The sequence below is a fragment of the Peribacillus sp. NPDC096622 genome (assembly GCF_044762665.1).
Lineage (GTDB): Bacteria > Bacillota > Bacilli > Bacillales > DSM-1321 > Peribacillus > Peribacillus frigoritolerans_B.
Genome location: NZ_JBIWES010000013.1, coordinates 64967 through 80348, shown reverse-complemented (window position 1 = coordinate 80348; position 15382 = coordinate 64967). Strand labels below are relative to the sequence as shown.

Below are 15382 nucleotides of genomic sequence, written 5' to 3'. Positions count from 1 at the left end.
TTTTCACATGATCACTTAGGGTGGAAATACTGAATATTTTTCCGTCCAGACTCTTTTGCCATATACATGGAACGGTCCGCTTTTTTCAAAAGTGAGTCCATTTCCGTACCATGATGAGGATAAAAGCTAATCCCTATGCTAGCTGATACAAAATGATCATTTCCATTAATGGTAATGGGCATGGTGGATAAACTGTTCAATAATAATTCTGCGTTTTGCTGAGTGCTTTTCATTAAATCCTCACAATGCGAAGGATTTAATAATACAATGAATTCATCACCACCGATTCGAGCCACATGACTGCCTTCGGGGACGGTTTGCAAAAAACATTCGGCAGCCTTTTTAATGACGTCGTCACCAGTATCATGGCCAAAGGAATCATTGAAAAATTTAAAATGATCAAGATCGATGTAAAGAAGAGCCATTTCATCGTTCGTTTTGTCTTGATGATAATCAAAATAATTATAAATGAAATTCCGATTATAAAGACCTGACAAAGGATCCCTGATAATCCCTTTTTCAAGATTGATGGCATGACTGATCAAAGCTGCCAAAGACCTAATGAGGTTCAGATCATATTCTTTAAAAACATGTGGTTTAATGTCGAATGCACATAATGTCCCAATGATTTCACCCTCATTTATTAGGGGAGCTCCCATAAAACAGCCATTCCCGATTAACTTCGTTGCGGGGTGGCCACTTGTCAATTCATGTTCCCCCAAATTCGGGATAACGAGTGGTTCCAAGCCATTCTCAACAACTAATTTACAATAAACCATATTATAAGGAAGGATGTCACCTTCACAAATTAACTTTGCATTTCTATTGAAGGACTTGATCATGAAACTCTGGATGGGATTCAATATAGAAAGGAAAAATGTATTGACCTCGATGGTTTGAGCTAATAGTGCTAATACTTCTTTAGCGATGGAATCGAAATTTTTATAATAGTTGATATCTTGCTGAATCATTCTCAAGCTCCTCTTTTATCTATATTCTTTTTAGTTTTCCGGATGATATTTCTCATATTCAAAGCAAAGACACAAAAGCGTAATCTGAATATCGTGACAGTTACCCAGATTTCCTCTAAACTCAATTAAGGGGTTGGATTCGTATTATGGATGAATCATGTAATCGAGAAAGTTGAAAAATTGACCTTTACTTTATTTTCGGCTTTTTTTACTAATCTTTAAATTTTGCCTGATTCCATAATAGCTAATCCGTGTACACGATTCTGGGCAAGGCTGGGTATCTTTTCATAACGATAAATTCTAATCAGTATTTATAGCATTATACTGTAAATGAAATGGTGAGAGTAACTTTAATGTGCATATTTGGTATATTCTTGATATTTACCGTGGAGAGTAAAGCAACTTGGCATTATTGCATCCTCTCATGATAACGGAGCACATGAATTTAAATCGATAAAACGAATGTACCGAGCTCATTTTAAACAAAAATTTGGGGAGGATAAAAGGAAGTAATAAAGTACATATTGGATAATTCAAAAGGGGATCACTATGGGAAAATTAGAAAGTATATATCCTATTGCTATAGAGAATACAAAAGAAAAAATAATCCAGGATATTGATTTTTATTTAGAGAATCAAGAGACGATGCCTTCTTATTCAGCATATATATCAGACAGGACGACTTTTATTGAGCAAATTTGGATTAATGTTTGGATAAATAAAGCATCGAATGACGTGCCCAGAAAGGAAAAAAAGGCTTTTTTAAGCGAAAGGGGATTTGTAACGGAAGGTTCAGATCATAAGCTGATCAATAGCATGTTCCGGAACGAATTAAAGAAGTATCGCCCGTTTGATGGCTTAACGTGGATTAAAAAGACCTTTGCAGACAATCAAGAAGATTGGGAAAAGAGATATAAAAATGCAAGGGAAAAATTCTTTAGGCGTCTAGAAGAACAGCGGCTTGCCAAGCAGCGTTGGAAAATACGAGCAAGGCTGCAAGAAGAGGCCAATTCATTTTTCGAAAATAACTCACTTCCTTTATACTTACATGTCAGGGATTATATTGCCGGTATTTTGGCAAAAGATCTTAAGAATAAGCCTAAATTCCAATATGTCGATCCATACTTGCTTGAAGAACAATTGGTTGAAGAGGGCGGCTTTCAAGCTGCCGAATACCTAATGGTCACTGACTTTTTCGAAGAGCTGACAGGCGATATTCATTCGTTAATCGGTTGGGGAAGGAACCGCTATGAATATGAAAATTACTTCTACAGGTATGAAAGGTTAGTTTCGGATTTCATTATGAAATTAGCCCCTGACAAATACTTGAAACATCTATCTGCCGCACTGCATCATGATTTTTTGGAGTCATATGGGGAAAGGCTGACGGACGATGCCCTTCAAGGTATACTAAGCGATGAATTGGCAGATTTGTCTCAGTCCTGTTTTGATGAGCTTAAGGAAGAATACCTTTCTGATTTACTGAAACTTGAGGGAATTCCTTTTAATGAAACATTGCATGAAGAAATATTTGAAAAAGACGTGGAGAACAGAGAAAGAAGAAAAGCTGAAGTATTGGCAGAACAAGCCAGGAAGCGGGCAGAAGATCAAAGGATGATCGATGACATCTTCGGTAAGGCCTACACTCCATCGTTAGGAAAAAAAGTTAGATATGTTTTGCATATCGGTGAGACCAATACGGGGAAGACGCATAAGGCCCTGGAGAAAATGAAACAAGCGGAAAGCGGTATGTATCTGGCACCACTTAGACTGCTGGCACTTGAAGTGTTTGATAAATTAAATGCTGACGGTGTACCTTGCTCATTAAAAACCGGTGAAGAAGAAAAGGCTGTTGAGGGTGCTAAACATGTCTCCAGTACCGTTGAAATGTTTCATGAAAAAGACTACCATGAAGTAATCGTCATAGATGAAGCCCAAATGATTGCCGATAAAGATCGAGGCTTTTCATGGTTTAGGGCGATTACACAAGCTAATGCGAAAGAAGTACACATAATCGGGAGCAATAATATCAAAAAAATGCTTCTGAACCTTCTGAATGAAGCTGATTTAGAACTCCACGAATACAGACGGGAAATACCGCTTGAGGTGGAACAAAGGGAGTTTGGACTGAAGTATACCAAAAAAGGGGATGCCCTCATTTGTTTTTCTAGAAGGCAGGTACTGGAAACCGCGTCCCGGCTTAAAGAGAGTGGACATAATGTCAGCATGATATACGGCAGTATGCCTCCTGAAAATAGAAAACGGCAAATAGAACTATTCAATCGAGGTGAAACATCAGTTGTCGTTGCCACCGATGCGATTGGAATGGGATTGAACTTGCCAATACGCCGAATCGTCTTTCTTGAAAATGAAAAATTCGACGGGACACGAAGAAGAAGATTGACTTCTCAAGAAATCAAACAAATCGCAGGCCGAGCGGGTAGAAAAGGGATTTATGACACTGGTAAGGTAGCATTTACAGCAGAAATCAAAATCATGAATAAGTTGCTGGAACAGGTAGATGAGCCAGTTCAAACCTTCACTATCGCCCCAACCTCTGCCGTATTTGAACGTTTTCAAAAATATTACCGGAACCTAGGGACATTTTTCGAAATGTGGGAGAGGTTTGAGCCTCCTAAAGGCACGAAAAAGGCATCTCTAGCGGAAGAAAGGGAGCTTTACGAACTGATACGGGATACTGAAATCGAAGCTCGTTTTTCTTTAATGGATTTATATGGTTTCCTGCATATTCCCTTTTCGGCAAAAGAACCAAGTCTGATAAGACAGTGGCTGGAAACGGTCGAAGCGATTGCCGAGAACAGTGACCTTCCTGAACCGATCATCAAGACAAGGAATCTTGAAGAATTGGAGCTATCTTATAAAGCGATAGGTCTTCATCTATTATTTTTATATCGGATGGGAAAGCGGACGGAAGCTGTTTATTGGGAGCGTATCCGTGAAGAAATCAGTGATGGCGTTCATGATCAGTTAAAAGATGAAATGTTGAATTATCAAAAAAAATGCAAGCGCTGTGGGAAAAGGCTGCCGGATGACTCACGTTTTCAAATATGTGACGCTTGTTATCATCGAGGGCTTAGAAAGACGCACAGATTCAATTAAACGAATTCCTTTTATAATAATGACCCGAATGAAGTGCACAATGGTGTCGTCATTCGGGTTATTGGTGTTTGAATAAATCATTTGGTCGTTCGTTTCGATTTAGCAATAAATGCTGCTTGCTGCTTCATTCGTTTATCCGCTTTCTTATCATGCACCACTAAGATTGCATGAATTAAACCAGGGACATAAAAAAATAGTGTGAGGACCAAATTAAGCACAGCCTGAATGGGTTTACCGGCTAATAATACGGCTAATGGAGGGAAAAGAATCGCAATTAATTAAAGAATGGTGAACACTCTCCAATAAAAGATTTTTATCTGACAATAACGGTTTGTTTCTCTGAATGCTTAGTTTACTTTAATTTAATTGAGAAGCAATTCGGTTAATGAAGTTCCATTTCCTGATGATACCACTTGTTATCGCCTTGATAAATATATGCTCAAGAGCCCGATTCATACCTACTGAACATTCTGGCTCAAAGAAGCAGTCTTTTTACCTCCGATATAGCAGGAGGGCCATTGCTAATCATCGTTTTTGCTGCTTTCGGTCAATGTAACGCCGTTTTTTGTGTTAGAATAATCAGAATACTAACTGACGAAAGCGGGAGATTTATGAAAAAAAAGATAGGCTGTTTGCATGCTCACTATACAAATATAGAATACATAGAAACCGCATTCTCGAAATTCGATATTGAATGGCTTCATTTTGTAGATCCGGGATTGATGCAACGGGTGTCAACGGATGAAAATTTTAATCATTCGGATGCTCAAAAAAAGGTTAAACAGCAAGTCGAATGGATTGCCGAATGTAAAGTGGATGCCATCCTGATAACCTGTACAAACTATATCGCTTTATTAAACGAAGAACAACTATCTTTACCGATGCCCATCATTAAAATCGATGAACCATATTTTGATCAAATTTGCCAATTGCAGCAACCGCAAATGATATTATTCACGAACCCTGCCACTGTTGAAGGAACGGTAAAACGTTTAAATGCACATGCTGAAAAATATGGGACTGTGGATTTTGAAGTCATCATTATCGACAATGCCTTTGAATTCATCATGCAGGGGTTGGGAAAAAGCTATAATCAGGAAATCATGAATTTCCTATACCAGTTTAATAACGAAAATAGACCGCTATCTGTGGCTCAACTATCAATGGTCGAAGCAGCAAGGAGATATGAACTTCAGACAGGAAAGACCATTTTAAATCCATTGCATGCATTAGTTGATTCCATGATCGTTCAACTAGAACTTAGTTCCTTGAGTGGTCTTTGAACTAGGATTTATGGTGCCGCATATACGGAATGATTATAAAATGCAAAAATGTCTTTGGAATGACCTGGTTAAATCACAATGCAGGGGTTTCAGACGACAAGCTCAAAGAAAAGCGAGTTTGACTGCGGTTTTTAAATTTTAGGTAGAACCCCATTCTTCAAACTGAAATCCCTATGCGGGGATTTTTTTATTATGCCTTTGTGCGTATTTGTTCACGGATGTTTTCAAGTTCTTCAAGGGATAGATCCGTCAGGGAATTTTTAATTTCTTCTTCCACCCGTTTTCGGTCAAGCTCCCTATATTCACTCCACCAATCCCGCAGCCCTTCGGTGTTTTCGAGAAGATACTCTATATCTATTTCTTCTTGCTCATCATCTGATAAATATCGCATGACCGCACCTAATAATCGATTGAGTTTCGCTACTTCACTTTCCTTATCAGGTGAAGCAGGGGTATCTTTCATTTCTAAATCATCTTTAGCAGGAACATTCCGAGGTGTCATAATATCCTCCTGTTTTTAATACTAGTGTGCCTAAAAAGGGCGGTTTTCAATATATGTTTTTCTTAAAAATTTCAACATATACCTCGCTAGAATATATATTTATACCATTAACCTTTAATAGGTTAAAAAAAGTAGTCAGTAGGTAAGGGGTAATATAATAAAAGGAATAGCATTATCTATTCCTTACATCAAGCGACTAATTTTCTGCATTCTTCTGCACACCTCGAACAAGCCTCAGCACATTTTTGACAATGTTCATGATCGTGTTTTTTACATTCATTTCCGCAGCTTTCACAAATCTTGGCACAAGCTTCAGCCAACTCTGAAATAAACGGTGTTCCTCTCTCATCGCCTGTGCTAAATAAGAGCAAATATCCGCACATTCCCGATCCAAGCGAATGCATTCCACCATCATGTTTACTTGATCTTCTTTTAAGCATGCGTCGTAACAATGATTACACGCGGTCATACAATCATTTAAAGTTTGGATAACAGATGAATAATTCTCATGTGTCTCTCCTTACTATTATTTATTAAACTATCCTTTAAACTTCTTTTAGGGTAAGGTAAATGGTTCTTTCAAACTGACCGGACAAGTAATGGTCTATAGGGAATGAATGAAAGGGACAGTGCATAAATTTAAATGAAAGGAGTGGATATATGAAAATGTTCATTAAAATAAGTGTTGCCAGTGTCTCCGGAGCCGTCGTGTATTTGATATATAATGTCAACCAGACGCTGCGTAAAGGAATGGGAACGCTCGAAGAAACAAATAAGACACTGGAAGAGGTAAGAAATGCAGTACATGGATTGACGCAAGAGTCCAAACAATTGATCCACTCTGCCAATCAAATTACAGCGGATGTAAAAGGGAAGATGGAAAATGTAGATCCATTGCTGGAATCCGCTCAAGATGTTGGGGAAATGATCCATAATGTAACCAGCTCCATGAAAGAAGCCAGTTTGGAAGGCCGCCCCAAGGATTCATCCACACCGTTAGCTCCTTCAACTCGAACTGAAGCTGGGGGGGTTCAAATAAAAATCAAATAGAATCATCATTTATTTTAAAAACAGGCACCCCGGGATTCACTAACATAATAAAAATTAATCGTTTCTACTATTTAATTTAGAGGGGGAGCTTTATCTTGATTATTCAATATAGTGTGGCTGCAATAGCTTTAGCCTTCATTTGGTTGGTCGTATTTTTAATCAGTACACTTCAAAAGGGAATGGTCACGATAGCGGAAGCCAATCAAACATTGGTTGAGGTGAGAAATGCCATCCACGATTTGTCCGGTGAATCGAAACAACTTTTGCAAACAGCAAATGAAATCACCGACGATGTAAAAACTAAAATAAAAACGGTTGAACCATTATTGGATTCTGCTCAGGACGTTGGTGAAGCGATACATTCAGTTACAAACTCTGTTAAAAAAGCCACTAACGGCTTCCGTACAGAGTTTTCCCCGAAAAAAATCAATGCTATCAAACCCAAAAGCCAAATTAGATAAAAAAAAATGAAAGACACTACCGGTTTTTGGAGTGTCTTTTTTGATGGTATGTATAATAGCCGTACTCTTATGCCTCATATGGATATCGCCAGTAGTTTATATCTATAAGACCCATTTCTCTCATACAGATCTCTTAAACCCTGTATGAGAATGTGGAACAAACATAAATTTTGTATGGATTAAAGGACAAGCGATTATTTTTCTGTCTTGTCACCTATAGAATGACCGGATGTTTTTGAGTCATTGGAATGCTTGACACCTTTACTAACATATGGTTTGGCGCTTTTTTTCTTGTTGGCACTTGTTTTCCAACGATTCCAGCCCTTCTTGCCCGTTCCAGTGCCCGTACCTTTACCCGTTCCGCTCTTAGCCTTAGCTTTACTCATGAAATCACTCCATTACTATTGTATGGTTAGTTTAAACCATTTCACTTGATTATTATCCAAGTATGTTGAAATATACAGTAACGAAGGTGATATGTACAGGGAAAGGCTCAATATTTTTAATCTAAATCTTTATAAACCAATAACAGCAAGGTTTTTGCGGGGTGAACCCTTGTTGTTTGCCTCACTTTATCGATATCGATCTTGATTTCGTCAGTAAGATGCTTATGCCGATTTTTTTGCAAATGGTCAAGTAGTGCATGAAAGTTAATAATACCGCACCTGTATTCATTCCTAAAATGATTCCTCCCATATTAAGAGAAGCCTGTGACCCTAGGATATACATCATTAAAAAGGCAACAATATGAGACCATACGGTATGGATGAAAGCATCTTTCACCAAACCCAGGCCGATGAGATAGGCTTGCATGGGAATGACAAAAAAATGAAAAAGGAAGTAAGGACATAATAATTTTAAATAGTATGCGGCAGATGTTGAAGAAAAAAAGAGGGAGGTCAAAGGTTCCGCAAAGAAATAAATGAAGATTACCGCAGGAACTCCATACAATACGGTGAAAGACATCGATTTTTGCAATAAAACCCTCAATTTTTCTTTATCCTGCCTCTTGTAAGCATTCGAAACATTCGGAATGAGCATAATCATTAAGGAATGTGCGATAAAGGCTGGAAAGAAGCCGATCGTCATTGCAACTCCAGTGAGCATCCCAAAATGCTCTGTAGCCACTACCGCACCGAATCCTGCCGAGAGAAGGGCAGTGTGGATCAAAAAAGGTTGGATGGCATTTGTTATCGCATGAAAGATCCTTAACCCCATGGTGGGCAGAGAAACCGCCAATAACTTTTGCCTTGCATGTTTACCGGTTGTCCGTGAGTTCGTACCGCGCCTCATGATCCGCATTTGAAGAATCAAAAGGTTGATCAAGTATAGAAAAACGAGGAACTCACTGCCAATCAAAACAAAAAAGGCCATCAATAATGACTTTTCCTGGTTAAAATGAAATAAGTTAAAGATGAGGAAAAGCAAGCCGAATTGAATGATATCTTTTAAAAAGTTGGAAAAGGCGATCTTTCCCATTTGCTGGACACCCATGAAATAACCTCTTGCAATCGACGAAAAGGCAACTATCGGGATTAATGTGATGAGCAGCCATTTAATATAGGGGTGGTATTTGTCCATTATGGATGAGAAGGAAAGTATGAAAGGCATGACTACACACATTACCAATACGACGACTGCAGCCATTTTAAGTGCATGAATGATAAGATTATAATGCATTGCCTGTTTATTTTCCGCAACGAATTTTGAAATGGAAATATGTAATTCAAGGCTGGCGATCACATATATCAAAAAGAAAATTGGCAATATGGACATATAAAGACCCATGCCTTCTTCGTGTAATTCCCTGGCTAGGAGCATGTTCACTAAAAATTCGATACATTCACCAAAAAACGCTGCGACAATCAAGATGAGCGTTCCTTTATAAAAAGATTTCATGTTGGTCCACTCCTAACAAGGTGTTTGTATAAAGATATGAGACATGCCATGGAATATTCATGAGGAACTGCAGATCCCGGCGATACAATGTACGTTCATGCCTATGGCAATCCTTATTAATCGCTGTTGAAAGATAAAAAATTTAATCAGGGTAGGGGTGGGAATTTGAATGAAATCGATTGGTTACAATCATTTCTAATGAGGAAATCATTACCCATGCCATCTTCATCAAAAGGCTTCATACGGTGATATTCCAAACAGGGGCAAGGTATGTTGCCATGTGTTCCCTTTGGTCGAAAGTGCCAGATGAATGAATCATGAGCATAAGGTGGGACTTGAATTTCGCTTTGAAATTCATGCTTTATTTTGCTATCCTTTAGCAGAGGGGATGATCAATATGAAATTCACATCTATTAGTCAATCAAATATAGATGAATTGTGCATTGCGTTTGAAAGCTGTCTTACGAAACATGACATTACATTTAAATATGTAGATATGACGGAAGATAACGGAATCATATCGTTTATTTTTTGTAATGACCCGGAAAATGCGAGATCGGTCGACATGGAAAGTGAACGCTTCATTGGATTGGATACCGATTACATAGCCAAGGAAATCTTAGAGCCAATCCTGCCTAGATTAAAAGAATTTGCACAATATAAAATCATCGATTAAGATGATTTTTTTGTTTTGAGACTTGTTTTTATTGCCTAGATGGAGCTGGAAATTTAACTTCCTATTATATGTGTATTATTATAGACAGGGTATAGTTAGGGGAAGTAAAAGAGCTGGAAAGCGATTTACCATTGGGTAGCTATGCAGGAATGGTGATTAAATAAAAGAAATACCCTGGGTGTAAACATCCAGGGTATTTCTACTTTGAAAGGCAATCTTGGTGGATTGTAAAGATCGTATTTTACCTCTTACTATACTTCGCGGAATTCTGGATCAAATGACCATTTTTTTACCGGCATTTAATTCAACTTCCTGCTTGGGAGATTCTACTTTCTTGATTTTCTTCACTCTAAAGTGATAAACCGCATAACATCCAAGGAAGAATGCTCCCCCGCAATATAGGGCCATTCGCTGCTCAGGAACAAATGCTAAACTGATCATGACGATGCAGTTTGTTATTAAAGCAAGAATGGGGATGAATGGGTATAGCGGAACTTTGAATTTCAGATCTTCTATCTTTCCGCCTTGGCGGGTATAGGATTTTCTAAAAGCAAGAAGACTAGCCGATATGGCAATCCAGCCAATTTGTGCACCCAATCCTGCAAGGGAGAGAAGAAAGACAAATATTGTGTCTGCGGCTACTACACTTGAAAGTAAAGACAAACCGGCAATCGCCAGGGTGATGAGCAGGGCATTAAGCGGAATCCCTCTTTTATTCACCAAACCGAGCTTCGGACTTGCCATACCTTCCCTTGAAAGCGAGTAGAGCATACGTGTCGCAGCATAAAGACCTGAGTTCGCCACTGACAATAGTGCTGTAAGAATGATGAAGTTCATGATGTCAGCTGCATATGGAACTCCGATACTATCTAGTACAACAACGAATGGACTTTCTGAGATCCCGGCTTTTTCCCTTGGAATCATCGCCGAAAGTACTGTGACCGAAAGAACAAAGAAGAAAAGGGTTCTCCAAACCGTTTGTTTGATGGATTTTGGTATGACCTTTTCCGGGTTTTCACTTTCTCCGGCGGCAATTCCGATTAATTCTGTGCCCTGGAAGGAAAAGTTCACTGTAATCATTGTGATTAGCAGAGCCGATATCCCATTGGGGAAAAGACCCTCAGCGAAAAAGTTTGAGAAAAATGGAGTCTCTTGACCACCTTTCATATCAATCAAACCAAACATAGCAGCACCGCCAACGATGATGAACAGAATGATGGCCACTACTTTTATGCTAGAAAAAACAAATTCCGATTCACCAAATGCCTTTGCTGATAACGCGTTTAGTGAAAAGATGAGGAAAGCAAAGATTGCACACCACATCCAAACGGGTGATTCAGGAAACCATCTTTGCATAAGCTGGCCTGCCGCCAGAAACTCTAAGGCAACTGTAACCGCCCAACCTAACCAGTAAAGCCACCCAATGGCAAATCCGGTTCCAGGACCGATGAACTTTGTCGCATATGTCTGAAACGAACCGGAAACAGGCATGGCAACGGATAGTTCACCTAGACAAAGCATCGTTAAATACATGATGAAGCCGCCGACTATGTAAGAGAGGATAGCACCGAAAGCTCCTGCTTCATGAATGGTATAGCCTGAACCGATGAAAAAGCCCGTACCAATACATCCCCCTATTGAAATCATAAATAAATGTCTTGCTTTCATGCTCCGTTTTAATTCATTTGGTTGATTTTCTGCTGTTTTCATTGAAAAACTCCTTTACCTGATGGGTGCAAACGGTTTCATTTATTGACGTTATTAGGGAATTTTTGTTTTCACAAGTCTAATAGTTTTGATTGATTCTTAGATGATGTCGAATCCCCTCCGAAAAGAGATTACTTCTGCATTAAAGAAGCATGAGTCATTGTACATAGGTACCTATGCAGAATTTATTTCGAAAGCGCCGCTTAATAAAGAAAAGGAAGCCAAGCGTCAGGAAACTAGGAATGTAAATTGATTCATGTCGAACATCCGCCAATGGAGGAAGAAGCACATAATGAAGTATGGGCTTTTTCCTATAGAGTATCACTTTAACGAACTCTCTATATTTCTATCAAAAAAATAGTGTCCGATTATTTAACATGTGCCAATAGATCAGGAGTTATATGTTCTTCCGCTCCATAAAGTAATTTTTCCCCAAGCAATGAGCCCATTAATGCGACAGCAACTTCAGCCGTTTTATTATGTTCGTCCAATATTGGGTTTATCTCAACAAACTCTGCTGATGTAATGATATTAGCTTCAGCTAGCATTTCCATGGCAAGGTGGCTTTCACGGTAGCTAATGCCTCCCATTACAGGCGTTCCGACCCCTGGGGCATCATCTGGATCAAGACCATCAAGATCAAGTGATAAATGTACAAGATCCGTACGTTCTTTCAGGTAGGCAATCGATTCTTCCATCACTTTTGTCATACCCATTCTATCAATCTCATGCATAGTATAGACTTTAATCCCTTTTTCCCTGATTAACTCTTTCTCACCCTGGTCTAAAGAACGGGCACCAATGATTACGATATTCTCTGGTTTGACTTTTGGAGAATATCCGCCGATCTTAGTCAGTGCAGGGTGGCCAAGACCCAAACTTACGGCTAGGGACATACCGTGTATGTTTCCTGATGGGGAAGTTTCGGCAGTATTTAAATCCCCATGTGCATCATACCATATTACCCCTAAGTTTTCAGTATGCTTCGCTAAACCGGCTAATGTCCCGATAGCAATGCTGTGATCTCCTCCTAAAACTAAAGGAAAACGATTCGCCTGGATGACTTCATCCACTTTTTGACTCAATTTTTCATTACCTTCTGCTACATCCTGCAGATTCTTTAAATTTGTGTCACAATCACTTTGTGCTCTTTCCTGTATTTCTACTTTAATATCACCTTCATCACGGACAGTATAGCCAATGTTTTCAAGTCTTTCACTTAATCCTGCATATCTGATGGCACTAGGCCCCATATCCACTCCTCTTCTAGTTTGACCAAGATCCATTGGCACACCAATGATTGAAATTTCCTTTTTCATATGTAATTCCTCCTTCGATTTTTCTACCCTAGTATAAGGGTAAAAGGATAGATGACTCAACTCGACATTTTTTTGAATATTTATACGATTAAGAAAAGGGTGAAAGTCTTGGGTTGAATTTCCTATCATTGATTATTGATGAATAGGATATATTACCATGCGGGGTATGAGGGGAATTGGCTGAATTCCTTTAAAATCTGCAAATTTTGAGATTTTTATTCCAGGAATGGAAGTGATAGCGTTATCAATCGGAATCTATGGCCAAGGAAGATTCAGAAGATATTGAATATATTTTACTAGTTACATTTATTCATCAAAAGGAGCGGTTTCACCTAAAATGCATGGAAGGATTTTTCATTTTTATATTAAAAAAAATTTTTTTGACTTGAGAATAAAGAACTTTTTTACCAATCTGGTCAACCTTGAGAAACAATCCATTCCAAAAATGGGTTATTTCGCTAGAGTTAAAAGCATATGGAAGGGTTTGTTTCCCGTAAAAAAGGTAAAGAGCGGCAGGCTGGATTGCTGCTCTTTACCTTACTGTTAAACTATATGATTGTTTTAAAACTTTTTACTCCAATCCTCATCTTCAAGTGGCACACCTTTGGTACTAATATATTCTACAATCATATTTCCATGTTTAAGAACTCTATCTTTTTTAAGGGCGTTGATAATTTCTGTAAAGCGGTCTTCATCTGCGTCCTGTCTCTTACGTGAAAGGGTAATCCGAATGGTTGGGGAAACTTCGTAATCTTTATAGCTGACTGGTTTATTCGGATCAATCTTCAATTCTTTACCGATCCCCTCTTCAAAGACCAAGAGTAATTGACTATAATCGCCTATTTCTTCTTGAATCTTCTCCCAATCTTCGCTTTCCGCAATTCCTTCCATTTCCTTGGATATCAACACGTCACCCAGTTCTTTTTCAACATAAGGCCTGATTTCCTTCTCTGCATCATCCTGCCATTTATCAGATAGGAATGTATCCTCCATTTCCCGTGTTTCATCATTAAAGAAAACCAGAAAATGCGTACCATATTTTTCATGTTTCACTTTAGCTGCGTATTCAAAATAGCCCCTGTTTCCCATATTGTCGTATAGGACATCGTATATTTCGGTTCCTTCATCAAAATTTTTCTCTAAATATCGTTCAGCTTGATCCCTGACCTTCTTTTCTTCATCAGGATCTGCTTTCATGCTCTGTGTGAATGAAAACATAAGGATCATCAAACCGGCCAAGATGATTAAAAAAACACCTAGTAAAGTCAGTAAAATCTTTTTTGTTTTGCTCAAGGAACACCCTCCTGTAATCTCTGCTACTTCTCATTAATTCCCATATTATTCTAACATTTTAATCGCTCATTTTACTATGAAAAATGGAGCCTATCTTTTCCCCGGTGCGAAATCACCTGCACTCCAAAATATCGGGATACTTTGTTACAATAAATAAATCCGGTAGTACCCTAAAGGGAGAGATTGACTTGGAAACCTATCAAAGAAAAATGAATCATAATCGGGATGAAGACAGAAAGTTGCGGTGGAAACAGCATCGTATACAAGTTACTGGGTTATTCGATGCTGTTTTTTTGAAAAAAGCGTTCGTAAATAAAGTGGCTATCGTCGGTGCAGGCAATTGCGATGATTTGGATTTAGAGTATCTGGCAACTAAATGCAACTCCATATACCTATTTGATATTGATATGAAAAGTATGGAAAAGGGTACGGCAAATTTGCCTGAACGGACCCGGGAGAAAATTCAACTTATCGAAATTGATGTCACAGGCCTCGATAAAGTGGATTTTGATCACCACCTGTCTTCCATGCTGAATCGTGGCGAAACGGCAAAGGGAATTATTCAATATTTAAAGGATACCGAAAATCGGTTAGGTCAGCTTTCTGAAAGTGTTTTTGCTAATTATTATAATGATTTTGATATCGTGGCAACTTCCGCCATTTATACCCAACTATTTTATAATTGGGCCAAGGAACTGCTTTCTGATCATGCAAACCACTATCAGAAAATAGATGCAGAAGAGCTGAAGAATGGAATTTTAGATTTAAGGGATGAGATCGTTCGTACAGTGAATCACTCTATATCTAAATGTACTAAGCAAAATGGATTCTGTATTACATGGACTGATATCTTAAAAATCGAACCTGAGTATATGGATACCATTAACGAAGGGATGAATGCCATCTTTGCATTGGCCTCGAACGTGGGATATGGGGCAGCATTGATAGGGGTAAAAACGTTTATTGAAAAAGTCGATAAAAGCGAATTAACCCTTCGATACTGGCCATGGGATTTTCATGCAAACAAACAGTATTTGACCATTGGCATTATCGGGAGATTGAATGGGTTGTAATTGAATTAATGGCGGGATAGATAAGCGA

Annotated in this window: 15 protein-coding genes and 1 pseudogene; 7 read left to right on the top strand and 9 right to left on the bottom strand. The window is 38.6% G+C overall.

The genetic code is table 11. The features are described 5' to 3' along the window. Positions 1-11 precede the first annotated feature (11 nt). Positions 12-971 carry a sensor domain-containing diguanylate cyclase gene (locus ACIQYG_RS20715; protein ID WP_402841837.1) on the bottom strand — a complete coding sequence of 320 codons (960 nt, stop codon included), beginning with the start codon at positions 969-971 and terminating at the stop codon, positions 12-14. 549 nt (positions 972-1520) lie between these two features. Between ACIQYG_RS20715 and ACIQYG_RS20710 the strand changes: the two genes are divergently transcribed. Next, positions 1521-4091, top strand: a complete 2571-nt coding sequence (locus tag ACIQYG_RS20710) for a helicase-related protein (RefSeq protein WP_402841835.1) — start codon at positions 1521-1523, stop codon at positions 4089-4091. 77 nt (positions 4092-4168) lie between these two features. On the opposite strand, the gene ACIQYG_RS20705 is transcribed toward ACIQYG_RS20710, so the two are convergent. Continuing rightward, positions 4169-4366 (bottom strand): YqaE/Pmp3 family membrane protein, encoded by a 198-nt coding sequence (locus ACIQYG_RS20705; RefSeq protein WP_402841991.1) that lies wholly within the window; start codon positions 4364-4366, stop codon positions 4169-4171. 336 nt (positions 4367-4702) lie between these two features. On the opposite strand from ACIQYG_RS20705, the gene ACIQYG_RS20700 reads away from it, so the two are divergent. After that, positions 4703-5374: a hypothetical protein gene (locus ACIQYG_RS20700; RefSeq protein WP_402841832.1), complete on the top strand. Its 672-nt coding sequence runs from the start codon at positions 4703-4705 to the stop codon at positions 5372-5374. A gap of 190 nt (positions 5375-5564) precedes the next feature. Here the strand turns inward: ACIQYG_RS20700 and ACIQYG_RS20695 are convergent, their stop codons facing one another. Continuing rightward, positions 5565-5876: a hypothetical protein gene (locus tag ACIQYG_RS20695; protein WP_402841829.1), complete on the bottom strand. Its 312-nt coding sequence runs from the start codon at positions 5874-5876 to the stop codon at positions 5565-5567. Positions 5877-6064: 188 nt separating this feature from the next. Beyond that, positions 6065-6345: pseudogene (locus tag ACIQYG_RS20690) on the bottom strand (four-helix bundle copper-binding protein). A gap of 191 nt (positions 6346-6536) precedes the next feature. On the opposite strand from ACIQYG_RS20690, the gene ACIQYG_RS20685 reads away from it, so the two are divergent. Together ACIQYG_RS20685 and ACIQYG_RS20680 are read left to right on the top strand one after the other, a co-directional pair. Continuing rightward, entirely contained in the window at positions 6537-6926 is a 390-nt protein-coding gene (locus ACIQYG_RS20685; protein ID WP_402841826.1) for a DUF948 domain-containing protein, read from the top strand. 95 nt (positions 6927-7021) lie between these two features. Continuing rightward, a complete protein-coding gene (locus tag ACIQYG_RS20680) occupies positions 7022-7387 on the top strand; it encodes a DUF948 domain-containing protein (RefSeq protein ID WP_402841823.1) in 366 nt (121 codons plus the stop codon). Between the two features lie 194 nt (positions 7388-7581). On the opposite strand, the gene ACIQYG_RS20675 is transcribed toward ACIQYG_RS20680, so the two are convergent. Further along, positions 7582-7773, bottom strand: coding sequence for a DUF3934 family protein (locus ACIQYG_RS20675; RefSeq protein WP_402841820.1), 192 nt, complete (start codon positions 7771-7773; stop codon positions 7582-7584). Between the two features lie 181 nt (positions 7774-7954). Then, positions 7955-9286 (bottom strand): oligosaccharide flippase family protein, encoded by a 1332-nt coding sequence (locus ACIQYG_RS20670; protein WP_053534965.1) that lies wholly within the window; start codon positions 9284-9286, stop codon positions 7955-7957. Positions 9287-9465: 179 nt separating this feature from the next. Between ACIQYG_RS20670 and ACIQYG_RS20665 the strand changes: the two genes are divergently transcribed. Next, positions 9466-9600, top strand: a complete 135-nt coding sequence (locus tag ACIQYG_RS20665) for a hypothetical protein (protein WP_402841816.1) — start codon at positions 9466-9468, stop codon at positions 9598-9600. 83 nt (positions 9601-9683) lie between these two features. Beyond that, positions 9684-9962 (top strand): hypothetical protein, encoded by a 279-nt coding sequence (locus tag ACIQYG_RS20660; RefSeq protein WP_402841813.1) that lies wholly within the window; start codon positions 9684-9686, stop codon positions 9960-9962. A gap of 273 nt (positions 9963-10235) precedes the next feature. Here the strand turns inward: ACIQYG_RS20660 and ACIQYG_RS20655 are convergent, their stop codons facing one another. From ACIQYG_RS20655 to ACIQYG_RS20645, 3 genes are all read right to left on the bottom strand, one after another. After that, positions 10236-11672 (bottom strand): amino acid permease, encoded by a 1437-nt coding sequence (locus ACIQYG_RS20655; RefSeq protein WP_402841811.1) that lies wholly within the window; start codon positions 11670-11672, stop codon positions 10236-10238. A gap of 365 nt (positions 11673-12037) precedes the next feature. After that, positions 12038-12988, bottom strand: coding sequence for an arginase (gene rocF / locus ACIQYG_RS20650; RefSeq protein ID WP_402841808.1), 951 nt, complete (start codon positions 12986-12988; stop codon positions 12038-12040). A gap of 561 nt (positions 12989-13549) precedes the next feature. Continuing rightward, positions 13550-14281, bottom strand: a complete 732-nt coding sequence (locus ACIQYG_RS20645) for a hypothetical protein (RefSeq protein ID WP_402841806.1) — start codon at positions 14279-14281, stop codon at positions 13550-13552. A 188-nt stretch (positions 14282-14469) separates the two neighbouring features. On the opposite strand from ACIQYG_RS20645, the gene ACIQYG_RS20640 reads away from it, so the two are divergent. Further along, positions 14470-15354 (top strand): hypothetical protein, encoded by an 885-nt coding sequence (locus tag ACIQYG_RS20640; protein ID WP_402841803.1) that lies wholly within the window; start codon positions 14470-14472, stop codon positions 15352-15354. Positions 15355-15382: the final 28 nt, after the last annotated feature.